We start from the raw sequence: 24875 nt of genomic DNA on the forward strand, positions 1-24875 counted from the left end.
TAGGATTACAATATTAAAACCTTCTCGTCATATTGATGAGAAGGTTTTTTTTTGAATCAATTTAAATTATCAACGGAATTATTCCTGTTTTTCGTTGTCTGCTTTAATCATACCAAAAAGTCGTTTTAATCCCATGCCTAGATTCTGTTCCATGATATCAAAATCATTATCCGTTAAAAAGAGTTCATTTATTTCTGCATATAACGCATCTATTTCCTCATTTGAATAACCCAAATTCTCAATAAATTTAAGCATCTTTTGCAACGCTTGATAGTCATTATCCTTAGCAAATTCCTTGTTCATTTTTTCACAAACACCAGCATCTACTTTAGATTTAATTAATGTAATTTCTTCTTGAGATGCTGATAGATCCGCATTCGCAGAATAAATCAAGATATAAGTTTTCAATTCCTCTTTGGTCCAATTATTATTCGTTGCGTTCATAATATTTAATTTTTATTCTTTCAAATTAATTGAGGGAATTACAATATTCACCACCTTCTTTAAAGGTACTTAATATTTAGGGTTGTAATACTGACGAATGTCAATTCTGCTAAATTATATTGACAAATGGAAAGCTTCAATCGTATTCATTTTCAAATTTCATTTGAAACAATACCATTCAATTCGTTTTCGATCAAATCTTGATAATACGGAAAGTATTCAATATTAACTTCAAACTCATCAACATCCAAGTGTTCCGCTCCATTAAAAAACCAGTCTAAATAATCTTCAAATACTAGCCAATCATTGAATAATTTTCGGGCAGGAAGGTTTTTATCCGCTATCCAATAAGATGATTCATGGTTATCTATAACTTTAAAATTATCCCGATGATAGAGTCTTGGAGTATAATCACCTTTAGCTAAAATAAGATAGTATAATTCATCATTTATTTGCTCGATTCCGTAAACAATGCAATCTTCTGAAGGGTTCAAGTTTTGCGGGTTCGCTTCGTAAGGGATATTATTCTAATGCATTTTATGATTACGCCTCACAATCATAATTCACAAATGCTTATTTCTTCACCAAATTAAAATCAAAAGGCATTCTGTTAACGATAGATCGACCTAAAGTAATTTCATCAGCGTATTGCAATTCTGTTCCAACTGCAACACCTCTAGATAATGTAGTGACTTTAACAGGGAATTGTGATAATTTTCGGAAGAGATAGAAATTCGTTGTATCTCCTTCCATAGATGAATTTAAAGCTAAAATCACTTCAGAAATACTGCCCTTTACCAACCTTTCAATTAGATGCTCAATATTTAAGTCTGCTGGACCGATACCGTCCATCGGAGAGATAACACCTCCTAGCACATGATAATGCCCTGAGAATTGCTGTGTCGCTTCAATTGCCATGATATCACGGATATCTTCAACTACACAAACCAAATCATTTAAACGATTAGGTTGTAAGCATATTTGACATAATTCTTTATCTGTGAGATTCCCACAATTTGTACAAGAAGCAATATTTTCATGTAATAGGTCTAAAGAATTGGCAAATGACTTCACGTCATCGCTATCGCGCTTCATCAAATTGAGGACTAACCTTAAAGCCGTTTTTTTTCCGATACCAGGTAGAGATGAAAAATGTTCTACTAGTTCTTCTAAATGTTTAGACGGTAAATTCATGGGTACAAATTTACGATAAACAAAATATCAATTCGTGACATGTCGGTAAATAATATAAACAGATGAATGTAGATGAGTTTTAATTGCAGTTAAAATCGATTATTTTTGCACTATGTATGCAGCAAAATTTGTCAACCATAAATCAATTTTCAAACAAGCAAGTGGAACATCAAGAGGTGTTTTGACCGAAAAAGATTCCTGGATTTTAAGTCTTTGGAAAACAGAAAACGAATTACTTGTAGGTAAAGGTGAGGCTTCCATTATCAAAACACTATCCCCCGATTGGAACGAATTATATATTGATAAATTAAATTCAGTTGCTGCCAATATTAATGATCATATTGAAAATGATTTGGTGGAATTAACATCCTTTCCATCTATTCTATTTGCGATTGAAACGGCTTTATTGGATCTTAAGAATGGAGGTGATGACATTTTATTTCCATCTGCGTTCACTGATGGTAAAGCTTCAATTCCGATCAATGGATTGATTTGGATGGGCGAATATGAAAAAATGCGCGTACAAATCATTGAAAAATTGGCAGCTGGTTACAAATGCATTAAATTAAAGATAGGTGCAATTGATTTCGAAAGTGAATTACGACTAATCGCTTCAATTCGAAACGAATTTAATGAAGATCAAATAGAAATTCGAGTAGATGCAAATGGCGCCTTTTCTCCTGAAGAAGCGATGGACAAACTAAAGCGTTTAGCAAGTTTAAATATACACTCTATTGAGCAACCTATTAAGCAAGGACAGCATAAGGAGATGGCTGAACTTTGTTTAAATACACCTTTAGCCATTGCTTTAGATGAGGAGTTAATAGGCATTACAGGTTACGAAAATAAACTGGAATTATTGACACAAATTAAACCACAATATATCATACTAAAACCAAGTTTAATTGGTGGTCTTCGAGGAACAAACGAATGGATAAAAGCTGCGGAAGAATTCAATATAAAATGGTGGATAACATCCGCTTTAGAGACCAATATTGGTTTAAATGCAATTGCTCAATACACTTTTACCAAAAATAATCCTTTACCACAAGGTTTAGGAACAGGGCAATTATTTACGAATAATTTTGACTCGAATTTGACTATAGAAAACGGAACTTTAATTCATCTGTCTAAACGATCTAATTAATCTTCGATTTACAATCCTCGCATAATTCGCCCGTACTTTGATCAATAGTTTTGATTGACTCATTCGCATCATTCATCAAACATTCTTTTGTAGGACAATGCCTCAAACCAAGTACATGACCTAATTCGTGTGAAGTAATTCGTGCTAACCTTAAGTGAAACTTTTCTTTAGAAACATTTGCCCGAAGTCTATTAGAGGAAACAACAGCTACTGTTCCTCCAACTCTACCGAGTCCAAAAATTCCAAAATCTTTATACATCCATTCAGGATCCTTAATTGTTTTGCTGTCTTCTTGGTATTTAGTAAAAGAAATATCCCTGTTTGTTAGTCCTATTAAAGCGTCCAAACTATCTGGAAGAACAGTTTCTAGCCAGTTTAATAAAGAATCTGCACGATACCTAGGTTTTTTGATTGTAGTATATGCCATTGCAGGTAATTTGAATTGGGGAAGGATTGCAATATCGAATCCATATCGCTTTGCTAATTCAGTTTTAACAACCTCAATATCCTTTTCAGAAAAGTCCTCAAAAGGCAATAAACCAATTTTAGGCGGTTCATTTTTAAACTGTATTTTTCTGTATATATGTGGATTATAAAACAGAAAAAGGCTTATACTAATTACAATAATTAATGACGAAAAAAAGACGATTTTTTTCATCTGAAACTTATTTCGTCTCTACGGCCTGCAATGTATTCATCAATAAAGAAGCGATTGTCATCGGTCCAACCCCACCAGGAACCGGAGTGATATAAGATGCTTTAGCGGCAACTTCATCAAACTTAACATCACCTAATAATTTGAATCCAGACTTTTTTGTATCATCCTTTACTCTTGTAATGCCAACATCAACAACCACTACTCCATCTTTCACCATTTCACCAGTCAAAAATTCAGTTTTACCTAAGGCTACAATTATGATATCAGCATTTTTAGTGTAATCAATTAAGTTCTTTGTTCTTGAATGGGTCAAGGTCACCGTACAATTCCCTACTTTATTATTCCTAGACATCAAAATACTCATCGGAGAACCAACAATATGACTTCTTCCAATTACCACACAACTTTTACCCGAAGTTTCAATATTATAACGGTCTAATAATTGAACAATTCCATAGGGAGTTGCTGGTAAAAATGTTGGTAAATCAAGTACCATTCTCCCTAAGTTTTCTGGATGAAATCCATCTACATCTTTCGCAGGAGAAATGGCAAGCGTCACTTTATGCTCATCAATATGTTTTGGTAAAGGCAATTGCACAATAAAACCATCAATTTCGTCATTCGTATTAAGGTCACGAATTACGTCTAGCAATTTTTCTTCAGTTGTATCCTCCGGTAAATTAATTAAAGTTGACTCGAATCCTACTTTTTCACAAGCCTTTACTTTTGCATTAACATAAGTCAAACTAGCGCCATTTTCACCGACGATTACAGCTGCTAAATGCGGTGTTTTTTTACCGTTTTGCTTCAGTAATTCTACTTTCTTAGCAATTTCCTCTTTAATTTCGTTCGATGTTTTTTTTCCGTCTAGTAGAATCATAGTTTATCTTATTTTAACACAAGTCCAAAAATAGCAAAATTTAATCTCAATTTTAATTTGCTTAAAATGATCAATTTGTTTCTTTTAAAATTGTTTCAACATCTTCAATTGAAACCTCCCCTGCTTTATTACCCCAAGTATTTAAAACGTAATTAGATACATTCATAATTTCTTCAGCATTTAGAACTTGTGGTGGCATTATCGAATTGTAACCAACTCCGTTTACAACAATCTCTCCTTCTAGTCCGAAAGCAATATTCCTAATTAATCGATATTTATCTTTTAAGAGGTAATCTGATTGTGCTAATGGTGGATATAAATCAGGAATACCTAATCCACTTTCTTGATGACATAAAACACAAGACCTATCATAGATTTCTTTTCCCTTAGCATAAGGAACTTCTGATCCCTCCGCATCAGATAGTTCACCATTAGAACAGGAATTTAAACAAAAGATGAATGGGATGAAAAGATAAAATTTCATGTTTTTTGTGTAAAATTAATTAAGTTTTAGCTTTAACTATTCGAATTCTTTATAATAATTTCCATCCAGAATAATATAACGCTGATCCTTCAAAATAGTATCATAATAATTTATTAATTCTGTAAAAGCAGTTGTAGGATATTCATCAATTTCATAGAACTCACCATTAAATACAGCCTTTCCAAAATTCAATTGATTATTATCGAGATACCATTTTCTTATTTTGGTTTGTTTAGAATTCTTACCGTCAATAACCCAAACCATATAACCTTCCCCATTTTCATTTATGATTATTTGGTGGGCAACTGCAAATGCGGTTTTGTGTTCCCAATTACCAACTAAAGCTTCAGATGCTTCGAGCAAGGGTGTTTTATTACACGAGTAGATGGTAGTTAAAAGTAGTATATAGAAAAGGACTTTTTTCACTTCAAAAATTTGAAACCAAATGTACTAAAAAAACAATACTCATTTCAAAAATGAAATGAGTATTGAATTGCTACTTAATCTGAGTATTGTACAATTTGCTGTATTACCATGAAAAACCCTACTCTCAATAAATCTACAAATTGGACTACCACTCAGTTTTTTATTAAACTCATCGTTATGAATTTAATTTTTTCAATTAGTTTTGGGTATAATGATATAGCAAATATATATCAGTCACCCCCCATTAAAAACAGTATAAATACCTAATTTATTAATAAATTAACCCGATTTTCAACCTATTTCCTCTATTATTGGACTTTTAAATTGATAAAAATTAAAAAAAAACACCCAAACTGCTAAAAAGCAATTTGGGTGTTTTATATAAATATCTTGGTTCCCTATAAGTGTATAACTTCATCATAAGCTGCAGCTGCAGCCTCCATGATCGCTTCACTCATTGTAGGGTGAGGATGAACAGTTTTAATCAATTCATGCCCTGTTGTTTCTAGTTTTCTAACAGCAACCAATTCAGCTACCATTTCAGTAACATTGGCACCAATCATGTGTCCTCCTAAAAGTTCACCATATTTTGCATCAAAAATTAATTTTACAAATCCATCATTTGCTCCAGCGGCACTAGCTTTACCAGATGCAGAAAATGGGAATTTCCCTATTTTAATTTCATGTCCAGCTTCTTTTGCTGCTTTTTCTGTCATACCAACAGAGGCAACTTCTGGAGAACAATATGTACACCCTGGGATATTTCCATAATCAAGAGTGTCAATATTCATCCCTGCTATTTTTTCAACACAAATAATACCTTCTGCAGATGCAACGTGTGCTAGTGCTGGTCCAGATACGATATCTCCAATAGCATAATATCCTGGAATGTTAGTTTGGTAATAACCATCAACTAATACTTTTCCTTTATCTGTTGCAATTCCAACTTTTTCAAGACCAATACCTTCTAAATTTGTTTCTATACCAACAGCAGATAGAACAATATCACATTCAATAATTTCTTCTCCTTTTTTGGTTTTAACAGATACTTTACAACCTGATCCTTTCGTATCAACTTTCTCAACAGAAGAATTCGTCATGATCTTTATTCCTTGTTTCTTGAAAGAACGCTCTAATTGTTTAGAAACCTCTTCATCTTCAACTGGAACAATATTTGGCATAAATTCAACAATAGTAACATCTACTCCCATTGTTTTATAGAAATAGGCAAATTCTACTCCAATTGCTCCAGAACCAACAACAACCATAGATTTTGGTAAAGATGGAAGAACAAGCGCTTCTCTATATCCAATTATTTTTTTACCATCTTGAGGTAAGTTTGGTAGTTGTCTAGAACGTGCACCAGTAGCAATAATAACACCTTTATTTGCTGAATAAGTAGTAGTTTTCCCTTTATCATCAGTAACATTTACCTTTTTACCAGCAGCTACTTCTCCCATTCCTGCAAGAACGTCAATTTTATTTTTTTTCATCAAAAATTGAACTCCGTTACTCATTTTATCAGCAACGCCTCTACTTCTTTTAACTACTTTGTCAAAATCTGGCGTACCTCCTTTGACCTCAATACCATAATTTTCGGCATGTGTTATATATTCAAATACGTTTGCACTTTTTAATAAGGCTTTCGTTGGAATACATCCCCAATTCAAACAAACACCACCAATTTCGGCTTTTTCTACAATTGCAGTTTTTAAACCTAATTGAGATGCTCTAATCGCAGCTACATATCCGCCAGGCCCACTTCCTATTACTATTATATCGTAAGTCATAATTCAATTTATTTATCTGGTGCGAATTTAAGTAATTATCATTTATATTGTGATAGACAATGGAATTATTTTATTTTTGAATAAGCAAAATCATTTAACCTATGAAAAATATAATTTATATATGCCTTATAATGAGCATGTGCTTAGGCTCTTGTGCTATATTGTCTAAAAATCAAAACTATACATCAATTAATTTGGAATATGATCAATCTCAAAACATCAATTATGCTGGTGTAATTCCTATTAAAATTAAAATGTCTAATGAGGAAGGAAAACAAAAAGATATAACTGATAAAAGAGATTTACAAATAGTACTAACTGGCGGCACCTTTTTAGACGGGAATATATATATCGATAGTTTCCCAAAATCATTTGATGAAACACAAATTAAGATAACAGCTTCGTACATTCACAACGAAAACTCACTGACCAATACGGCGTTAATTGATTATAACTTTAAGGGAACATTAACTATAAATTTTCAAGGAGTTGATGGTATTGAAGGAGATAAAGCGAATAGAAAATTGAAACCAGTTCTCTTAAGTGACGGGAAGGACGGTCGAGATGGTGAAGACGGGTTAAACGGAAGTCATGGTAGAGAAATCTCTGTTAAAGTCTGGAAACATACAAGCGATGAATTCTACGTATTCAAGGTTGAAGATTTAATAACGAATCAAATTTTCTACTATAAATATTATGACAATGGTTTTGGTGTTAAAATTGATGCATCCGGCGGTCAAGGAGGTAAAGGCGGAAATGGATCTAAAGGTACTGATGGCAGAAAAGGTCGCATAAAGGATGATAGCAATATCAATCCTGGAGACGGAGGTAACGGAGGAAATGGTGGAAATGGTGGAACAGGTGGCAATGGCGGAAAAGTATATTTATATTTGCACCCTACAGCCGAAAATTTAAAGCAGAAAATACTCGTGTACAATTTAGGAGGTAAAGCGGGCGAAGCGGGTGCAGCGGGCGAAGCGGGTGACCCAGGCAAAGCACTTGATGGACAAGAAGAGGGTAAACAAGGAATAGATGGACAAGTAGGTAAAATTGGAAAATCAGGTGAATCTGGTCCATTACCTCAAATAATGATAGAAAATTTTAACCGATCAACAGAAGAATAAAGCTTGATGAATTATAAAATTACTTACGAACAACCTACGCAACAATATATTTTAATTGAAGCGATTTTTGAAACAAATAAACGAAAAGAAATAATCTTACAATTCCCTGCGTGGCGACCAGGCAGATATGAATTAGGGAATTTTGCTAAGAACATAAAAAATTTCGAAGTCAAAAATGAAGATCATAAAAATGTAGATTTTCATAAAATCTCGAAGGATAAATGGCAAATTAATTGCGAAAATTCTTCAACCATACATATACGATATAAATATTTCGCTGCTCAATTAAATGCAGGATCAACTTATATGGATGACATACAATTGTATGTAAATCCTGTTAATTGTATTATTTATGATGAATCGTCTATCAATAGCCCCTGTGAAGTAAGTTTGGATTTACCGGACGATTTTCAAATTGCATGTAGTGCAAAATTAAAAGGGAATACAATATACGCTGATTCTTACCACGATTTAGCAGATTCTCCATTTATCGCAAGTGCCAATTTGATTCACAAAACTTATAATGTATTAAATCGTGAATTCCACATATGGATTCAAGGGAATGCTGAGCTAGATTGGGATAAAATTATCGCAGATTTTGAAAAATTCACATTATTACAGCTTGAATCATTCAGTGATAGAAGGAATAAATTTGTTGGATTCCCTAAAATACCTTATCATTTTCTCTATCAAATTTTAGATGTAAAAGCTTATCACGGAGTTGAACACACGCATAATACAGTGATCGCTTTAGGTCCAGGTAAAGACTTAATGACTGCTTTATATGATGATTTTTTAGGTGTGAGTGCGCATGAATTATACCACGCCTGGAATGTTAAAGCTATTCGACCAACCGAAATGTATCCTTATGATTATAGTAAAGAGAATTATAGTCATTTAGGATTCGTTGCAGAAGGTGTAACGACATATTTAGGAGATTGGTTTTTATTAAAATCAGAAGTGAAAGATTTTAGTTGGTATAAATTAGAATTAGAAAAATTATTCCAAAAACACTTCGACAATTTTGGACGCTTTAATTATTCTGTAGCCGAATCAAGTTGGGATACTTGGTTAGATGGATATGAATTAGGTGCACCAAACAGAAAAGTATCTATCTATACAGAAGGTGCTATATTGGCCTTTATCCTTGATATTATGATTCGTGATAACAGTAAAAGCAAATTTACTATTCACGATGTGATGTTTAAGCTTTATAAAGATTTTGCATTAAAGAATAAAGGTTATTCTACAGAAGACTATAAAAGTATACTCGAAGAATTTACTGGACAAAATTTAGATGCTTTTTTCAAAAATTATTATTTCGGCACTACCCTATTCGAATCAATTTTAGTGGAAACATTAGAGAAAATGGGGTACGAATTGGTGATGGAACAGAACCCTGTATTAATAGAAGATATATTAGGAATTAAAATTGTAAATATTGCAGGTAAAACAGTGGTTCAACGAATCGCTCAAGGCAGTTCGGCAGAGCTAGGAGGAGTAATGCATAACGACATAATTGAAAAAGTTAATGGTCATCTCGTAGAGGATAATATCAGTGAGTTATTTAAAGATTTAAAAGATAGTTCTATAGAACTGGTAGTTAGTCGACTTGGTAGAATTGTAGAAATCACTTGTCCTAATTTAAATAAGTCATCTTATCCACACTATAAAATTGAAAAAATGCAGATTCCTTCAAAGCAAGGGAAATCACTATTCAAAAAATGGTCTGGTATAGATTTCGATTTAATTTAAGTTTAATTTTGGATTATAATACGCGTATAACATGACATTAGAAAAAGTCCAAAAACATACCTTTTTTCAGCGATTCAAGAATATTGTATTGGGTAAAACACGTCCAAATATCTTAACGCGACTCTCTGTAATTGCGGGTTTTGCAGTATGGATATATTTAATTTCTTGGCATATTCTCACACTGATTTCTCTAGTACTCGTAGGAAATTTAAAGAATGGGGGTTACGTAAAGGCAGCATACGAGAATATAGGTTTCAAACAATATTTTTATTTTGATACCTACCAACAATTAACCATATACACCTTAGCAGAAATACTAATCCTATTTATTTCATTAATTGGCTTGGTTTTAATTTGGAGAAAAAAAAGAATAGGTTTTATCTGCTATATGCTAGCGCAGGTAGCATTAATTTTAACGGCTTACCTATACATGGGAGCCAGATTTTTTGAATTGGAATTTGGTTATTTCGATCTTATATTAATCGCCTCAACAATATTGTATTTTTTAATAGGTCTTTTCATTTTCCATCGAAAAAATGTAAACATTTAGAGGCTGGCAATCATTGAAATTTCAACCTTTACATCTTTAGGTAATTTTGCAACTTGAACTGTTTCTCTAGCAGGAAAATTATCACTAAAAAAAGTTGCATAAATCTCATTTACAGCCTGAAAATCATCCATATCTTTCAAGAAAATTGTTGTTTTAATCACATGAGAAAAATTCATCTTAGCAGCTGATAATACTGCCGATAAATTATTCATAACCATTTTTGTTTCACCTTGAATATCTGTTTCTAGCAAAGCATTAGTTTTTGGATCAATCGCGATTTGACCACTTGTGTACAAAACTCCATTAAAAAGAACTGCTTGGCTATAAGGACCAATAGCTGAAGGTGCATTTTTTGTTTCTATAATTGTTTTCATATCCGAAAGCGTTTGAATTTAATTTAAAAATTATTTGTATTGAATTGGACACGAAAATAACGAATCATTTACCGATAAAGGCAAGTAATGTATTGAAATAAATAAACCGTTCTGTTTATAACTGTTATAAATTAAACAAATAACCTACTCAAACAGAGAATATTGCCTACATATTGAATAAATTTTATATTTTAATCTTTTTGTAATTATCAGGTATGATTACTTTATAATTTATCGCTATGAAAATTAAGATTATCGTTGCATTTCTTTTGTTTCTTAATCAGACATATTCAATTCATGCTCAGCAGGATAAACATTACAGTTTGTTTAATGAATCTCAACTAAATATCAACCCGGCAAGTGCGGGATTTTTTGAAGATCATTTACGCTTAGCAACAGGATATAGAAGTCAATGGTTGAGTGTAAGTGCAGAACCTTATCGAACAATAACAGCAAGTGCAGATTGGCGAATGTTAGACGAAACATATACTGGTGAAGCTAATTTTTTAGGCGCTGGTATTACCTTTTTCAACGATGCTGCCGGTGTAAGTAATTATACAACAAATATTATTGCTGTTCCAATTAGCTATGCCATTCAAATTGGAGAAGCTGATCACATTGCCTTTGGTATTCAACCTGCGTTTTTTCAAAGAACAATTACCGGTGATAATTTAACATGGGATAACCAATGGACAGGTTCATCATTCAATCAAGAAATAGGTCATAATGAAGACTTTTTCTCGAACAATATGACCATCATTAAATTTGATATGGCAGCTGGAATTTATTGGCAGAAAAGATTCAGCAGAGATAAAAAAATAAATCTTGGTATAGCAGGAGAGCATTTAACAAAACAAATAGTGAGTGTTTTTGGGGCGGAAGATAAATTATTCAGAAAACTAACACTTCACGGTCAGGGAGAATTTGGTAATGAATATACAAACATCACATTCATGCCTGGTTTCTATGGCTTTATTCAAGGGCCAAATAAAGCGTTAACCTTAGGTTCTAATTTCAGATTCCAATTAAAAGGAGCTTCGCGTTCTACAGCATATTTTGACAATGTAAAATTGAATATTGGAGGATATTTTAGAATTGGGGATGCACTAATCGCGAATGCTATATTAGAACTATCGAAATTTAGTATTGGTGCTTCTTACGATATAAATGTATCGAGTTTAAATACAGCAAGTAATAGTATTGGTGCGATGGAATTTTTCTTGCGGTATAGGTTCGTTTTTGGTGATCAAAACTTGAGACATAATAGAATTCAAAAATAATAAAATCAATAGTCTACCTATTTTTAAAACTCTTGTTTAAATTTGTGACTCAATCTGAATCTTAATTTGTGAATTTTGAAAATACTATTAATAGATAATTACGATTCGTTCACATACAATTTAGTCCACTATATAACATCCTTTGATGTAGAATTAGATGTTGTTTACAACGATCAAATAGAAATTACTCAACTTCATTCTTACGATAAGATTATAATTTCGCCAGGTCCAGGATTACCAAAGGATGCGGGTAGGTTATTTGACGTTTTGGATGCAGTTATAGAAACAACACCAGTACTAGGTGTTTGCTTAGGTTTTCAGGCCATAATAGAGAAGTTTGGAGGTAAAATATACAATCAACCAGTTGTCAAACATGGTATTGCCGAATCGATTGAAATCGTATCACCATCAAAATTATTTCTTGATACAGCTCCAAAATTCAAGGTTGGTTTATATCATTCTTGGGCTGCAAATGCCTTTAATTTTCCGAAAGACTTAGTTATAACCGCATTGTCAGAAAATGATATTGTGATGGCTTTCGACCATAAAACACTACCTATTTCAGGTGTTCAATTCCACCCGGAGTCAATTTTATCAGAGTATGGATTGAAGATTGTTGAAAACTTCATTTTTGAAATTGGATAATTAGCCTTACCTTTATAAAACAAGTTAGCCACGCAGTGAGTCTTAACTTTAGTTTGCACAGGCAAACGCCCATGTAGTATGTTTTTGGTTCTTAACGTTTTTTATATTAGTATGATCTCAACTTCCTGCTGACAGACCTCAATCAAATTTAGATTTGATCATTTTTATAAATGTTAACAGAGGATTTCAAAACCAAGTTGGTAGTGCTAACCATGTTTTAGAAGAATTTTAAAATTTATAGCTATATGGGTTTTTTTATGCCCAAAAACGAGATCATATTAATTCAGCAACTCGTATTCGCAAATTTCTGCACATTTTGTTAGAATGAGGTCGTCTAGAATTATTAATGCCGCCAATGCTAATTGAGAATAATTTTGTGAAGCATTTCTAAAATTACCATATTCAGACATCCACAAATTAGTTATTAAATCCTGTCCACCACTATTGGGTTTAACGATATTAGTCAAAACACCTTCAACATTTCCAGCACCTGCATGGTAACAATGCATTACAATTAATCTAAACCACAATGTATGTTCATCTTCTGGTGATACATCTATTCCAAATTTTCGCAAAATACGTTTAGCTTCAGGAATGCAAGCTGTTCGAATTAAATGAGCTGAAGCTTTAGCCGATTTTTCGAAATCTTTTCGTTCGTCAACATACTTATCAACGCGAAGTCCATGATTTTTAGCCACTGATTTCATCAACTGAAATGGACCAAGTGCACCTGCATTGGAGAAAGCCACCTTTCCTGGACTTTCAATCATTAAAATAGCTTGTGCATACCAAGGGTCAGTATTATTCTCAACAAAAACCTCTACGCCTTTAGAAATACTAGGAAATACCAAATCAAACTGAAAGAAGTCACTTTTTCCAGTTGTCATGAAAATGCGTGTATCTTCAGCTAAATTATGCTCTGCTCGCAAAGCTACACGATATGCTTCCTTTTCATCATCAGATAATTTATCCCAATCCTTTAATGGCTTTAATTCAAGAATTTCTCTAGTCGAAGCTACGTTAAGAATGCTCGTTTCAGGAGACATTCGCATTACAAACTTCCAAAAACTAGGCTGTGCTAAAGTATCCCATCTTTCACTGAATAAATCAGGAGTCTTCACGAAATTCAAGAATAACGAATCCGATTCATGTAATGTAACCTCTATTAAATGCTTATCGAACCTTGTCTGAGCATACAAACCAAAGTTTAAACAAATAAGAGCAAAGCAAAGACTTTTCGTTAGCGTCATAAGAATTATTATATTAAAGATCCAAAGTAGTGACTTCCCAAAAAAAAATCAACATTCAAAACTACTATTTATTCACCAATTTGGTGTTGATAGAATTTTTGAATGTTGACTTAATATTGATCTATCCTATCTAGTATAAGACAAAATAGACACTTATGTTACAGTTAAAATTAGTTAACGCTTAATTTCATAACTTTAGTTCTTTCACCAATTTGCGTATTCACCATGTAAATTCCTTTTGCTAATTGACTCACATTAATTGGTAAATTAAAATCACCTTTTAATTTTCCGTAGCTCTTTTGCATTAATAACGTTCCACTAATTGTATAAATAGAAAGCTCAACATCTTCGTCATTCAAATTAACCAATTGAACATTTGCTTGATCAGTTGCTGGGTTTGGAAAAATTGTGACTTTATCTAATCCTGCATCTAATTTTTCTGTAGCTAGAACAACCTTCTCAGATTCAATAAACCCGTTTTCCACTGCTCCTGAAATAGAAGCAAAACCAGCATTATCGACCTTTCTATCTGGAGCAATTAGAATACCAACAATATGAATATTATCTAAATCCCAATTTGGATCGATAGCCAAATTAAAGTTAACAGTATGAGAGGCTCCTATTTCAATAGCATCAGGAAAGCTACCAGTTAATCCTGCAAAACTTGGAGAAATAACACGAGCTACATGCTGATAAACCATCATTGTGGCAGGAACAGAACTTGGTAATAATTCATAACCTCCCATTACACCTGATCCACCTCCTGCATAATAATTCGCTTGATTATATCCGCTACCGGTACCAGTCACTTCATCCTCTACAATCACACAAGCCAATTTGTAATTTCCTGTAACCGCTTCATTAAAATCAGCAGTCACAGAAATATCAATCCAATCACTGCCATCAATATAATCAGCTCCAACAGTTATTACGGCCTTAGGATCAACGACAATTCTTTCTAAAAAATCACTTTCAACAGCTGAAGGATCAATGCTTGATAATCGATCAACCAATAAGCTTGGATAGCCTGAAATTAAGCCGTTAATACCCGAGTCATAAGGTTCATAAACCATCGGATCACCGTTATGAACTGCAATTCCTACAAAATGATCAGGATATTGTTCAGCCATATAATCCAAATATACTGCTCCACGAGGACACCAACCACACCAAGTTCCAGTAGCTTCTTCACCAATAACAATTTTACCTGTGGCTGGAACTAATGGATCAATCGTAATAATTTTTGTATCGTCAGACGCATCATCATCCATTGCAGCGCCATTAACATTTGAAACAGTAGCAACAATATCATTTGCACCTCCAACCAATTCAAAAGCTTCGTCTATATCAACTGTTAAAATATCACCAGAAGCAATATCCATCGAATAACTTTGTGATAATGTAGTCCCATTATAAGTCACCTCAACATCAAAAGAATTGATAGTAGTTGTTCCTAAATTTCTAATATCGACACTTGCAGTTTTTGATACAGTCGCCAAACCATTCACATTACCAATACCAACTACAGCTGCATTTACATCAGGTAATGTATAGGGTGTATGCATATACATAAAATCATCTATATAAAAAGTTGATCTATTATTCCCTCCATATGCATTGTTCACCGGAAAAATATCAATAGAAGAGATTTGATTTTGGTTATTTGTAAAACTTCCTCTTGATTCATCATCAATAAATAATTCCCAATTATTGGTATTCAAATTCACCTCTATTCGCAAATTGAACCAAGTATCATGTTCGAAAGTGGTTTCAATAAAACTACCTCCTGTTTGAGGGAATAAAATCAACTGCCCATCATTAACCATTTGGCAATTTACACTGTACATTTCAGACAATTCTTCCGTTCCTTGAAAGTTAAAATAAGCTCCACGATCAGCAGCTACATAAAAATTAGACTCAAAAACAAAATTACCTGTATTATATTCTCCTCCAAAAGGAACAACAACATCTTGTGGTCCACCACCAGCAACACTCGAGTTAAAATAAATGGAATTTGCTCCACTAGCCGCTTCAGCAGTACTAATTTTCGCATCTTCTGATCCTCCTACCGTTCCACTCCACGTCGAAAATTCGTCCGACACAACTCCAATATACTCTCCCTCTGTATAATCATCAAAATTTTCAGTCAGTCCTTGACCGTATGACAGTAATCCTGTTGAAAGGATTGCGCCCAACAATATCTTTTTCTTCATAAGTAAACGTTTTGTGTAAAAATACATTAAGATATAAGGAATCACTAGAAAAAATACCAGTTATTATTGAAGTGCTATTTATAAGACAATCAAAAGTATTTAAATCCCTAAGTAAGTTGTATTCACTGGAATACTAAAAAAATAGAATATCAATTAATTAGATTTCCGAAAAAGAAAAATAAAGTACGAAAATGGTTATTTTTTGAGAAATTGAAGCGCTTTAGAAAGTGGCTTTTGTATAAGGGTAAATAAGCCCGGTTTGATGTTGTTCATTCTCCACGCTTCACGATCTTCACGATTTGCCTTAATTCTATTTTTAAGAGAAGCATTACTCAATCCGCCAGCCCTCATCATTACAATAGTTTCTGGCAAATAACTAATTCGTATTTTTTCTTTATGAATGACACGAAGCATAAACTCGTAATCTGCAGCTGATTTTAATTTAATACTATAACCTCCAAAGTTATTATATACCTCCTTTTTAACGAAGAAAGTTGGATGAGGAGGCATCCATCCTTTTTTAAATGAACCTTCAATATAATTTCCAGACTTCCATACCCTAATAGTTTTGGTAGTATCTATCGGGTCAACATAATTTAAATCAGCATAAACGCCATCAACATTATCATTGAATTGGTTGACGACCTTTGATATTACATCCTTATTCGCATAAAAATCGTCCGAATTAAGAATGCCTACAATATCCCCAGTTGCCAAATTTACACCTTTATTCATTGCGTCATAAATCCCTTTATCCGGTTCAGAAATAAAATGTGTGATAATATCTTTATTGTTCTCTATTATTTTTAAAGTTTCATCCTTCGAACCTCCATCTACTATAATGTATTCAATATTATTGTAGGTTTGATTTCGAACAGAATTGATCGTATCAATCAGTGTTTTATCCGAATTGTACGTGATTGTAATTAATGAAATTTTCATTCGTTATTGTCAATTTTTCTATCACGAATAGCAATAGCAGGGTTCCCCTGATAAATTTTATAAGGTTCTAAATTCGAATTCGCAATTGAACCTGCAGAGAGAACAGCATGTGAAGCGACTCTAACTCCTCCAGTAACAACAGTTTTAGCGCCAATCCAAGCACCATCTTCCAATATTATCTCACCGACCATTAAGTCGAAACTTTTAGATTTATAATTATGATTGCCACATAACAATAATGCGCCTTGCGATATACATACATTCGCACCAATCTTCACCATTCCTAAATTATCAATCCATGCCTCTTCCCCTATCCAAGTATTGTCTCCTATTTCTAGAAACCATGGATATTTAATATTGATACTTTGCTTAATCACGACATTATTCCCAATTTTTGCTCCAAATAATTTTAGAATAAAAATTTTCAGTTTCCCAGAAGGGTTAAGGCTGTTTTTAAGAAAGACAATATTACAAATATACCAAGCCCCCCTTTTTATAAAGCCCCCTGGTTGATACCAATTATTCGAAAACGTAGATAAATCAACTGACATTATTGAAAAGATTTTTATTGGATTCAATTACATTTTCTGCAGCTAAGTTTTCAGCAAAGAAGCTGAAACTTGATTTAACCATATCAAAATATTCTTCTTGATTGATCTCTACAGCTCGTGTAATGGCATTCTCTAATGCCCCTTCTTCTTCTAAGGAAACATCCCATCCAATATTTTTTTCTTGCAAATCAAGCCAAGGCGTATTTTTACTAATGATAACTGGGCATCCAAAAGCCCAAGCCTCAACAATAGCATGACCATAATTTTCGTGTTCAGTTGGCATTAACATAAAATTAGCTTCTGCATATACCGCCTTTATTTCTTCTGGACGTAATACGCCTCCATATTTTATAGTTAAGCCATTAGAATTTACCAACCCCCGTTTTAACTGCTTAAAATAATTGTCTTCTTCTATGTTGCCATAAAAAGTGAAATCAATTGGAATATCAACGTTTAGTTTATGTAATGCTTTTATCGCAGTCAATAAATTCTTCTTTTTTGAAATTCTGCTAATAAAAACTATTTTTATTCGGTCGAATGATTTGCGTTCCAAAATATCATCTAATTTAATAGATTGAACAACCGAAATGTTTTGAGCTACAAATACTTTTATTTGTGTACCGAACATCCCATAAATTTCGTCTGCTTCTAAATTCGAAGATGCATGCCAAGTAACATTCTTATATATTCTACTCCATTTTGCTATTCTAAGGAAAGTTCTCTTTTTATTCTTCTTAATCGCTAAAGCCCCAGCTCCAAGCATTCCTCTTGGTGCTATAATAACTGGAATTTTCTTTGCAAGACGCAAAGGAACAAGCGTAAATAGCGTTGAAAACAAACTATTCAAATAGATTAAATCCGGAGCAATTTCAAGTACATTTCCTCTAATTGCTGAAGATTTCATATTGTCTTTACTCAAATACTTTATCAATATCCCATCATGATCAAACCATTGATTTGTCTCTATTCCAGGATAAGGTTCAGTCTCTCCTAAATCGTATGCACTGGTTAAAACATAAAACTCGAATTCGCCTCTCAAGGCGTTGATTATATTAACAACCGACCTGATCGGTCCTCCCGCTTTGAAACCAGGTTCGTACCAGTCAATACAGACTAATACACGTTTTAATTTTATTTTATTCTCCAATTCCATTTTCTTTTACCCAATCTCCTAATACTACTAATGGCCATATACGCGACCATGTTATTGTTTTAGACCCATTTAAAAACTCAGTCCAATATTGATCTAAAACATTTGAACGAAAATATTTAATATTTTTCAACTGGTCTAACCTTTCCTTACAAAAAGAAGCTAACTCACCTTTCATCCATGTTTCGTAAGGAAGAACGAATCCCATTTTTTTTCTATTATAGATTGACTCCGGAATCAAATCAGCACAAGAATCTACTAATAATTTTTTAGGACTTGTTGGTTTTTTTATTTCATCTCTTATTCCTAAAGCATAAGCAACTAACTCATGATCTAAAAATGGCACTCTTACTTCTAATCCATTAGCCATGCTCATTTGATCAGCATCACGCAACAAGGTGTTTTGCATATAAGTTGAGAATTCCGCAATTGAAATTCGACTTAATGACGGTAAATTCCACCCTGCAGTTTTATATCCTACTTGTTCGTGAACAATATCCAAAACACGACTAGATGGCAATACTGAACTTGTCAATAAAGAACTCACTTGTTTATCAAGTAAAACTTGGCGATAATATTGATATATATATTCTAAATCAAATGATTCTAACTTTAATATTTGCTGAATTTTTGCAGACGGCACATCTCGTTTCATGAGATACAAAACATTCCCAATTTGTTTTCTTAAATAAACTGGAAAACTTGATAGCCATTTTTTCGATTGAAGATCACCGATCTGATTAAAAATACTGTACCCTGCAAAAAGTTCATCTCCGCCCAATCCACTTAATGCCATTTTAACCCCAGCTTCAGCAGTTTTTTTTGATACAACAAAAGTATTCAAACCATCACCACTTGGATGATCCATAAATGATAATGCTTCAGGGATCATATCCTTGAAATCATTGACGTCTAATTTTATTTCGTGATGATTCGTTTTGTACAATGCAGCAATTTCTCGTGCATATTTAGCCTCAGAAAATTCCTCTTCTTCAAAATCGACTGAAAAAGTATCAACTTTACTATTGTGTTGCTTGCTCATTAAAGCCACTAAAATTGAACTGTCTATTCCACCTGATAAAAATGCACCAAAAGGCACATCTGCAACCATTCTTCTTTCTACACTTTCGGATAGTTTTTGACGAACATTTTTTTGGACTTCCGTTATTGAATTGCCACTTTGAACATAATCATTTGCAGGAGACCAATATGTTTTAAATTCTGGTTCTTTATTCTCTACTAGATTAAGGTACTGACCAGGCATCAGCATAAATACACCTTCTATTAAGGTATAAGGCGCATGAACTGTTTGATACCTTAAATAATCGACAAGTCCATTTTCTGAAATTTTCTTATCTATTAACTTGGTAGAGAGGATTGATTTTAGAGAAGATGAAAAAATAATCTCTTCATTATTTAAAACATAATAAAGTGGTTTTATGCCCATCCTATCTCTCGCTATAAATAAAGAACGTTCCTTTTTATCCCAAATAGCAAAGGCAAACATGCCATTAAATAATTTTAAACATTTCTCCTTGTATTTAATAAATGCAGCTAGAACAACTTCTGTATCACCATTCGTAGAAAATGGATAATCTAAATCAGCTTTAATAGACTTAAAATTGTAAATTTCACCATTGAAAACAATAACATATCTGCCATCATGTGAAGTAAATGGTTGGTCTGAACTACTTACAGGATCAATAATCGATAAGCGTCGATGTCCTAGATGAATATGCTCATCTGTATAAATTCCTTCAGCATCAGGTCCACGTTGCTTCAAGGCAAAATTCATGTTTTTTATTAATTCTTCTGAATGCGATATGCCCGCATATTTGAAAATTCCATTAATTCCGCACATTAAGACCTAATTTTAAATAAATTATTTGAGCATAAAACTACTCAGTTTTATTGAAAAAAAATCTCACGAGCAGTTAAAATTATTTGTTACTTTTAAATTCTTCAAAAAATGGCCTGTGTGAATGTAGAAAAGTCGAAATATCCTTATGCTCTTATTTTAATCATTTTACTTTTCTTTATATGGGGAGGTATATCGGCCATGAACGATGTATTGGTTGCATATTTCAAAGAACTTTTCATTCTAACAGAACTACAATCATTATTGATTCAATTTGCCTTTTTTGGTGCTTATGGACTAGGTGCCCTCTCCTATTATCTTTATTCCAACAAATTTGGTGATCCTATAAATAAGGTTGGCTATAAACAAGGAATAATGTCGGGATTAATCATTGCAGGTATAGGCTGTATGTCTTTTTACCCAACAATATTGTCTAATAACTATTATGTAATTCTAGGTTCTTTCTTTATAATTGGAATTGGTTTAACACTTATTCAAATTTCATGTAATCCATATGTTGCGATAATTGGTAAACCTGAATCTGCTAGTGCTAGATTGAATTTGGCGCAAGGATTCAATTCGTTGGGAACGACTTTAGGACCGCTACTAGGTGGTTTTTTAGTATTTAATTATTTATCGGGCAATACAGCCATTCAAGTTCCTTATCTTATATGCGGTGCTATTCTATTTTTATTCGCTTTCTTGTTGTATAAAGTTGATCTACCCGATTATAAAAATCAATTATCAACGAACTTAAAAGGGAATGCTTTACAGTTTTCACATCTAAAAAAAGGAATGTTGGCTATCTTTTTTTATGTTGGAGCCGAAGTTGCAATCAGTAGTAAATTATTAGAATATGCAATGCTACCAACAATAGGTAATGTCAATAAGTCAATGGCTACAGATTATTTAGCTTTATACTGGGGAGGAGCTATGATTGGCAGATTATTAATTGCAAGTATTGCTGATGAGATTGATATGCAAAAAACACTTGCCCAGAAAATTAGAAATGGTGTATTGACAATATTTTCAACCTTTATTATTCTATTCATGTTTATTGGATTAAAGTCTCATGTATTGGCGAATGACGAATCATTGACAATTGGCATTTTTGTATCCATTTTCAAGTTCACATCACCACTACTAATATTTGTGACAATTCAATTCATCTTAATGTTGATTTTTAGCAAATCAAGTCAAAAACTATTGGCTAGTTTCTCTTTCATTTGCGTTGCCCTGCTCCTAACATCATATATATTTGAGGGTAATATTGGTTTATGGTCAGTCATAGCAATCGGCTTATTTAATTCAATCATGTGGTCTAACATCTTCACATTGTCAATTGCCGAATTAAAAGATTATACCAGTCAAGGTTCCTCTTTATTGATTATAATGATTGTTGGTGGCGCAATACTTCCTTTAGGTTTTGGATTGATGGCAGATTGGATAGATTTACCTACAGCCTTCTTGTTTCCGATAATTTCTTACCTTTACATCCTCTATTTTGGGAGAATTGGTTATAAAATAAAACAAACCAAAATTTATGAATAACTACTTGGGCGTTGATATTGGGGGGACAAATGTATGTTTTGGTGTTGTCACTGAGAATGGTGAGTTTTTGTACGAAAACACATTCAAAACAACAGAATTTGAATCGGCTGAAGACTTAGCTGAATCAATTCAACAACACTTGAAAAAAAATTGCAAACACCAATTCACAGGCATTGGTATTGGCGCTCCGAGCGTTAATGAGACCAATCAAAGTATGGAATTTGCTCCTAATATTTCCTGGGGTGAAATAGTCCCATTAAATGAAATCTTTGCTGCTAAATTCAATCTACCTATCCGCGTAATTAATGATGCAAATGCTGCGGCAATAGGAGAAAAAGTATTTGGAGAAGCTACCGATCAAAATAATTTTGCTGTTATTACTTTAGGCACTGGTATTGGTCTAGGACTTTATATTGACAATAAAATTTATTTGGGAAGTAATGGCTTAGCTGGTGAATTAGGACATACTATTGTAAGGAGAGATGGAAGGGAATGTAAATGTGGTAATTTTGGTTGTTTAGAAACATACGTTGCAAAAGATGGAATTGTTAAAACGGCAAAAGAAAAATTAGAATTCAGTAGCGGAGGCTCTGTTTTGAACAATATTTCTCCAAGTAACCTTACGCCAATTGAAATAATGAAAGCGGCTAGAAAAGAAGATCCTGTAGCCCTTGAAATTATCCAAACAGTAACAAGAGATTTGGCTTTCGGTATTTCTCAACTTGTAAACATTCTAGATTTAGAATGTATTTACCTTTCAGGTGGAATCACAAAGAGCGGGAATCTATTGAAACGTAAAACTGAAAAACATCTTAAATCCTACATTTTACCAAATATGCGTGACAAATTAAACTTACGCATTTCGACATTAAACGAAATTAATGGTGGAATTTTAGGTGCTGTTGCGACTATTCACGAAAGTCTTGTCCCTGTTTCTATCTAGAATCATATGTTAAGAATTTGTTGCCTCTTTCTATTTACACTACTTTCTAGTTCAATTGCTAATGCTCAATTAAAAGACTTTACGGCCTATGTAAATCCTTTTATTGGAACAGGTGGTCATGGACATACTTATCCAGGTGTAGCAATGCCTTTTGGTATGGTACAATTATCTCCAGACACCAGACTAGACGGCTGGGATGGTTGTGGAGGTTACCATTATAGCGATTCTGTTATATACGGATTTAGTCATACACATTTAAGCGGTACTGGTGTTTCTGATTATGGCGACTTACTTTTAATGCCTTTTACAGGAATTACAGAATGGGAAAGTGGTTACCCGAATTCACAAGGTTATGGCGCAAAATTCAGTCATCAATCGGAAGAGGCAAATGCTGGTTATTACAAGGTCGAATTATTTGAGGATGACATAAAAGTCGAACTTACAACGACTCAAAGATGCGGAATTCATCGCTATACTTTTCCAGAATGGGAAACAAAAAAATTATTACTCGACCTCAATCATAGAGACAAAGTTTTAGACGCCGATCTTATTTTTATGAATGATTCGACAATAATAGGTAAGCGGATATCAGAAGCGTGGGCTACGGAACAGCATTTCTATTTTGCTATTCAATTTTCTGAAGCTGTAAAGGATAGGGTTTTAACTAAAAACAAACAAGGTAAACCTACGCAATTAGCTTTACAATTTGGTCATTTAAAAAAGGAATTGATCGTTAAAGTAGGTGCTTCAGCTGTTGATATTAAAGGTGCCTTGAACAATTTAAAAAAGGAAGGTTCAGTATGGGATTTTGATTCGTATTTAGCGGAGAATAAAAAAGTTTGGAATCAAGAATTGAGTAAACTTCAAATACAAACAGATGACAAAGACGAATTAAGTATTTTCTATACTGCAGTTTACCATAGTTATTTAAATCCTAATTTATTTTCGGATGTTGACAGCAGATACCGTGGGATGGATCAGCAAATACATACAGCAGCTGATCATTCGCAATACACCGTTTTTTCATTGTGGGATACTTTTCGGGCGACTCATCCCCTATTTACTATCATGCAAACGGAAAAGACTGTTGACTTTATCAATACTTTTCTAAATCAATATAAAGATGGTGGCATTCTTCCGATTTGGGAGCTTTCTGCGAATTATACGCATTGTATGATCGGCTATCACGCCATTCCAGTAATTGTTGATGCTTATAATAAAGGTATTAGAAAATTCGATCACGAATTGGCATTAAAAGCAATGATCCATAGTGCAGAACAAGATCATTTAGGACTTAAAGACTATAAAAAGGCCGGATTTATTTCCTCTGAGAACGAATCTGAATCAGTTTCTAAAACATTAGAATATGCCTATGATGATTGGTGTATCGCTATATTTGCAGACTCTTTAGGACATGATTCTATCGCTTCCATTTTTTATAAACGTGCGCAATATTATAAAAACTTATACCATCCAGATTCTAAATTCATGCAACCACGATTTAATGGAGGATGGAAAGATAACTTTAAACCAAGCGAAGTAACATTTGATTTTACAGAAGCGAACTCATGGCAATATTCACTGTTTGTTCCCCAAGACATCAATGGGTTAATTGAATTATTAGGAGGAGCAGATAGTCTAGAACTATGGCTCGATAATTTATTTT

The 24875-nt window shown here is 33.3% G+C and carries 24 protein-coding genes; 9 read left to right on the plus strand and 15 right to left on the minus strand.

The window, feature by feature from the left end; genetic code table 11:
- Window positions 1-78 precede the first annotated feature (78 nt).
- The 3 genes from T367_RS22310 to recR form a co-directional block, all read right to left on the minus strand.
- Window positions 79-444, minus strand: a complete 366-nt coding sequence (locus T367_RS22310) for a hypothetical protein (protein WP_051568536.1) — start codon at window positions 442-444, stop codon at window positions 79-81.
- A gap of 152 nt (window positions 445-596) precedes the next feature.
- Window positions 597-938 carry a hypothetical protein gene (locus T367_RS0112785; protein ID WP_027420206.1) on the minus strand — a complete coding sequence of 114 codons (342 nt, stop codon included), beginning with the start codon at window positions 936-938 and terminating at the stop codon, window positions 597-599.
- Window positions 939-1017: 79 nt separating this feature from the next.
- Window positions 1018-1638, minus strand: coding sequence for a recombination mediator RecR (gene recR / locus T367_RS0112790; protein ID WP_027420207.1), 621 nt, complete (start codon window positions 1636-1638; stop codon window positions 1018-1020).
- A gap of 112 nt (window positions 1639-1750) precedes the next feature.
- On the opposite strand from recR, the gene T367_RS0112795 reads away from it, so the two are divergent.
- Window positions 1751-2785 (plus strand): o-succinylbenzoate synthase, encoded by a 1035-nt coding sequence (locus tag T367_RS0112795; RefSeq protein ID WP_051568537.1) that lies wholly within the window; start codon window positions 1751-1753, stop codon window positions 2783-2785.
- Here T367_RS0112795 and T367_RS0112800 read toward each other — a convergent pair.
- From T367_RS0112800 to lpdA, 5 genes are all read right to left on the minus strand, one after another.
- Window positions 2778-3443, minus strand: coding sequence for an archaemetzincin (locus tag T367_RS0112800; RefSeq protein ID WP_027420209.1), 666 nt, complete (start codon window positions 3441-3443; stop codon window positions 2778-2780). The genes T367_RS0112795 and T367_RS0112800 overlap by 8 nt on opposite strands.
- Before the next feature lie 7 nt (window positions 3444-3450).
- Window positions 3451-4323, minus strand: coding sequence for a bifunctional 5,10-methylenetetrahydrofolate dehydrogenase/5,10-methenyltetrahydrofolate cyclohydrolase (locus T367_RS0112805; protein ID WP_027420210.1), 873 nt, complete (start codon window positions 4321-4323; stop codon window positions 3451-3453).
- 70 nt (window positions 4324-4393) lie between these two features.
- The gene (locus T367_RS22315) at window positions 4394-4807 is read right to left on the minus strand and encodes a c-type cytochrome (RefSeq protein WP_051568538.1); all 414 of its coding nucleotides are present in this window, start codon (window positions 4805-4807) and stop codon (window positions 4394-4396) included.
- Window positions 4808-4843: 36 nt separating this feature from the next.
- A complete protein-coding gene (locus T367_RS0112815; protein WP_157454224.1) occupies window positions 4844-5233 on the minus strand; it encodes a hypothetical protein in 390 nt (129 codons plus the stop codon).
- 398 nt (window positions 5234-5631) lie between these two features.
- Window positions 5632-7026 (minus strand): dihydrolipoyl dehydrogenase, encoded by a 1395-nt coding sequence (gene lpdA / locus T367_RS0112820; protein WP_211252708.1) that lies wholly within the window; start codon window positions 7024-7026, stop codon window positions 5632-5634.
- A 98-nt stretch (window positions 7027-7124) separates the two neighbouring features.
- Between lpdA and T367_RS24935 the strand changes: the two genes are divergently transcribed.
- From T367_RS24935 to T367_RS0112835, 3 genes are read left to right on the plus strand one after another with little or no spacing between them, the layout of a single operon-like run.
- Entirely contained in the window at window positions 7125-8147 is a 1023-nt protein-coding gene (locus T367_RS24935; RefSeq protein WP_157454225.1) for a hypothetical protein, read from the plus strand.
- Window positions 8148-8153: 6 nt separating this feature from the next.
- Window positions 8154-9902 (plus strand): M61 family metallopeptidase, encoded by a 1749-nt coding sequence (locus T367_RS22320; protein ID WP_051568539.1) that lies wholly within the window; start codon window positions 8154-8156, stop codon window positions 9900-9902.
- 31 nt (window positions 9903-9933) lie between these two features.
- On the plus strand, window positions 9934-10452 hold the full coding sequence (locus T367_RS0112835; protein WP_027420214.1) for a hypothetical protein: 519 nt from the start codon (window positions 9934-9936) through the stop codon (window positions 10450-10452).
- Here T367_RS0112835 and T367_RS0112840 read toward each other — a convergent pair.
- Window positions 10449-10826, minus strand: coding sequence for a RidA family protein (locus T367_RS0112840; protein ID WP_027420215.1), 378 nt, complete (start codon window positions 10824-10826; stop codon window positions 10449-10451). The genes T367_RS0112835 and T367_RS0112840 overlap by 4 nt on opposite strands.
- Window positions 10827-11065: 239 nt before the next feature.
- Between T367_RS0112840 and T367_RS0112845 the strand changes: the two genes are divergently transcribed.
- Both T367_RS0112845 and T367_RS0112850 read left to right on the plus strand, forming a co-directional pair.
- The gene (locus T367_RS0112845; RefSeq protein WP_027420216.1) at window positions 11066-12106 is read left to right on the plus strand and encodes a PorP/SprF family type IX secretion system membrane protein; all 1041 of its coding nucleotides are present in this window, start codon (window positions 11066-11068) and stop codon (window positions 12104-12106) included.
- Window positions 12107-12181: 75 nt separating this feature from the next.
- Window positions 12182-12751: an anthranilate synthase component II gene (locus T367_RS0112850; protein ID WP_027420217.1), complete on the plus strand. Its 570-nt coding sequence runs from the start codon at window positions 12182-12184 to the stop codon at window positions 12749-12751.
- 278 nt (window positions 12752-13029) lie between these two features.
- On the opposite strand, the gene T367_RS0112855 is transcribed toward T367_RS0112850, so the two are convergent.
- The 6 genes from T367_RS0112855 to asnB form a co-directional block, all read right to left on the minus strand.
- Window positions 13030-14001, minus strand: a complete 972-nt coding sequence (locus T367_RS0112855) for a transglycosylase SLT domain-containing protein (RefSeq protein ID WP_027420218.1) — start codon at window positions 13999-14001, stop codon at window positions 13030-13032.
- A 170-nt stretch (window positions 14002-14171) separates the two neighbouring features.
- Window positions 14172-16214 carry a T9SS type A sorting domain-containing protein gene (locus T367_RS0112860; RefSeq protein WP_027420219.1) on the minus strand — a complete coding sequence of 681 codons (2043 nt, stop codon included), beginning with the start codon at window positions 16212-16214 and terminating at the stop codon, window positions 14172-14174.
- 195 nt (window positions 16215-16409) lie between these two features.
- Window positions 16410-17156, minus strand: a complete 747-nt coding sequence (locus T367_RS0112865; protein WP_027420220.1) for a glycosyltransferase family 2 protein — start codon at window positions 17154-17156, stop codon at window positions 16410-16412.
- On the minus strand, window positions 17153-17707 hold the full coding sequence (locus T367_RS0112870) for a WcaF family extracellular polysaccharide biosynthesis acetyltransferase (protein ID WP_027420221.1): 555 nt from the start codon (window positions 17705-17707) through the stop codon (window positions 17153-17155). The genes T367_RS0112865 and T367_RS0112870 overlap by 4 nt, the downstream gene beginning before the upstream one ends.
- Complete coding sequence (locus T367_RS0112875) at window positions 17697-18860, minus strand: glycosyltransferase (RefSeq protein WP_027420222.1); 1164 nt, start codon at window positions 18858-18860, stop codon at window positions 17697-17699. The genes T367_RS0112870 and T367_RS0112875 overlap by 11 nt, the downstream gene beginning before the upstream one ends.
- Window positions 18844-20718: an asparagine synthase (glutamine-hydrolyzing) gene (gene asnB, locus T367_RS0112880; RefSeq protein ID WP_027420223.1), complete on the minus strand. Its 1875-nt coding sequence runs from the start codon at window positions 20716-20718 to the stop codon at window positions 18844-18846. Before asnB ends, T367_RS0112875 begins: the two co-directional genes overlap by 17 nt.
- A 108-nt stretch (window positions 20719-20826) precedes the next feature.
- On the opposite strand from asnB, the gene T367_RS22325 reads away from it, so the two are divergent.
- The 3 genes from T367_RS22325 to T367_RS0112895 form a co-directional block, all read left to right on the plus strand.
- Window positions 20827-22266 (plus strand): MFS transporter, encoded by a 1440-nt coding sequence (locus T367_RS22325; RefSeq protein WP_035843804.1) that lies wholly within the window; start codon window positions 20827-20829, stop codon window positions 22264-22266.
- Window positions 22259-23209 (plus strand): ROK family protein, encoded by a 951-nt coding sequence (locus tag T367_RS0112890; protein WP_027420224.1) that lies wholly within the window; start codon window positions 22259-22261, stop codon window positions 23207-23209. The genes T367_RS22325 and T367_RS0112890 overlap by 8 nt, the downstream gene beginning before the upstream one ends.
- A 6-nt stretch (window positions 23210-23215) precedes the next feature.
- Window positions 23216-24875 (plus strand): GH92 family glycosyl hydrolase (locus T367_RS0112895; protein ID WP_027420225.1); only part of this gene is annotated, 1660 nt, incomplete at its 3' end.

The organism is Crocinitomix catalasitica ATCC 23190, from assembly GCF_000621625.1.
Classification (GTDB): domain Bacteria; phylum Bacteroidota; class Bacteroidia; order Flavobacteriales_D; family Crocinitomicaceae; genus Crocinitomix; species Crocinitomix catalasitica.

Bases quoted from the DNA above. Each gene is read 5' to 3' on its own strand.
- T367_RS22310 (WP_051568536.1), bottom strand. From the start codon at position 444: ATGAACGCAACGAATAATAATTGGACCAAAGAGGAATTGAAAACTTAT.
- recR (WP_027420207.1), bottom strand. From the start codon at position 1,638: ATGAATTTACCGTCTAAACATTTAGAAGAACTAGTAGAACATTTTTCA.
- T367_RS0112795 (WP_051568537.1), top strand. From the start codon at position 1,751: ATGTATGCAGCAAAATTTGTCAACCATAAATCAATTTTCAAACAAGCA.
- T367_RS0112800 (WP_027420209.1), bottom strand. From the start codon at position 3,443: ATGAAAAAAATCGTCTTTTTTTCGTCATTAATTATTGTAATTAGTATA.
- T367_RS0112805 (WP_027420210.1), bottom strand. From the start codon at position 4,323: ATGATTCTACTAGACGGAAAAAAAACATCGAACGAAATTAAAGAGGAA.
- T367_RS22315 (WP_051568538.1), bottom strand. From the start codon at position 4,807: ATGAAATTTTATCTTTTCATCCCATTCATCTTTTGTTTAAATTCCTGT.
- T367_RS24935 (WP_157454225.1), top strand. From the start codon at position 7,125: ATGAAAAATATAATTTATATATGCCTTATAATGAGCATGTGCTTAGGC.
- T367_RS22320 (WP_051568539.1), top strand. From the start codon at position 8,154: ATGAATTATAAAATTACTTACGAACAACCTACGCAACAATATATTTTA.
- T367_RS0112835 (WP_027420214.1), top strand. From the start codon at position 9,934: ATGACATTAGAAAAAGTCCAAAAACATACCTTTTTTCAGCGATTCAAG.
- T367_RS0112840 (WP_027420215.1), bottom strand. From the start codon at position 10,826: ATGAAAACAATTATAGAAACAAAAAATGCACCTTCAGCTATTGGTCCT.
- T367_RS0112845 (WP_027420216.1), top strand. From the start codon at position 11,066: ATGAAAATTAAGATTATCGTTGCATTTCTTTTGTTTCTTAATCAGACA.
- T367_RS0112855 (WP_027420218.1), bottom strand. From the start codon at position 14,001: ATGACGCTAACGAAAAGTCTTTGCTTTGCTCTTATTTGTTTAAACTTT.
- T367_RS0112860 (WP_027420219.1), bottom strand. From the start codon at position 16,214: ATGAAGAAAAAGATATTGTTGGGCGCAATCCTTTCAACAGGATTACTG.
- T367_RS0112865 (WP_027420220.1), bottom strand. From the start codon at position 17,156: ATGAAAATTTCATTAATTACAATCACGTACAATTCGGATAAAACACTG.
- T367_RS0112870 (WP_027420221.1), bottom strand. From the start codon at position 17,707: ATGTCAGTTGATTTATCTACGTTTTCGAATAATTGGTATCAACCAGGG.
- T367_RS0112875 (WP_027420222.1), bottom strand. From the start codon at position 18,860: ATGGAATTGGAGAATAAAATAAAATTAAAACGTGTATTAGTCTGTATT.
- asnB (WP_027420223.1), bottom strand. From the start codon at position 20,718: ATGTGCGGAATTAATGGAATTTTCAAATATGCGGGCATATCGCATTCA.
- T367_RS22325 (WP_035843804.1), top strand. From the start codon at position 20,827: ATGGCCTGTGTGAATGTAGAAAAGTCGAAATATCCTTATGCTCTTATT.
- T367_RS0112890 (WP_027420224.1), top strand. From the start codon at position 22,259: ATGAATAACTACTTGGGCGTTGATATTGGGGGGACAAATGTATGTTTT.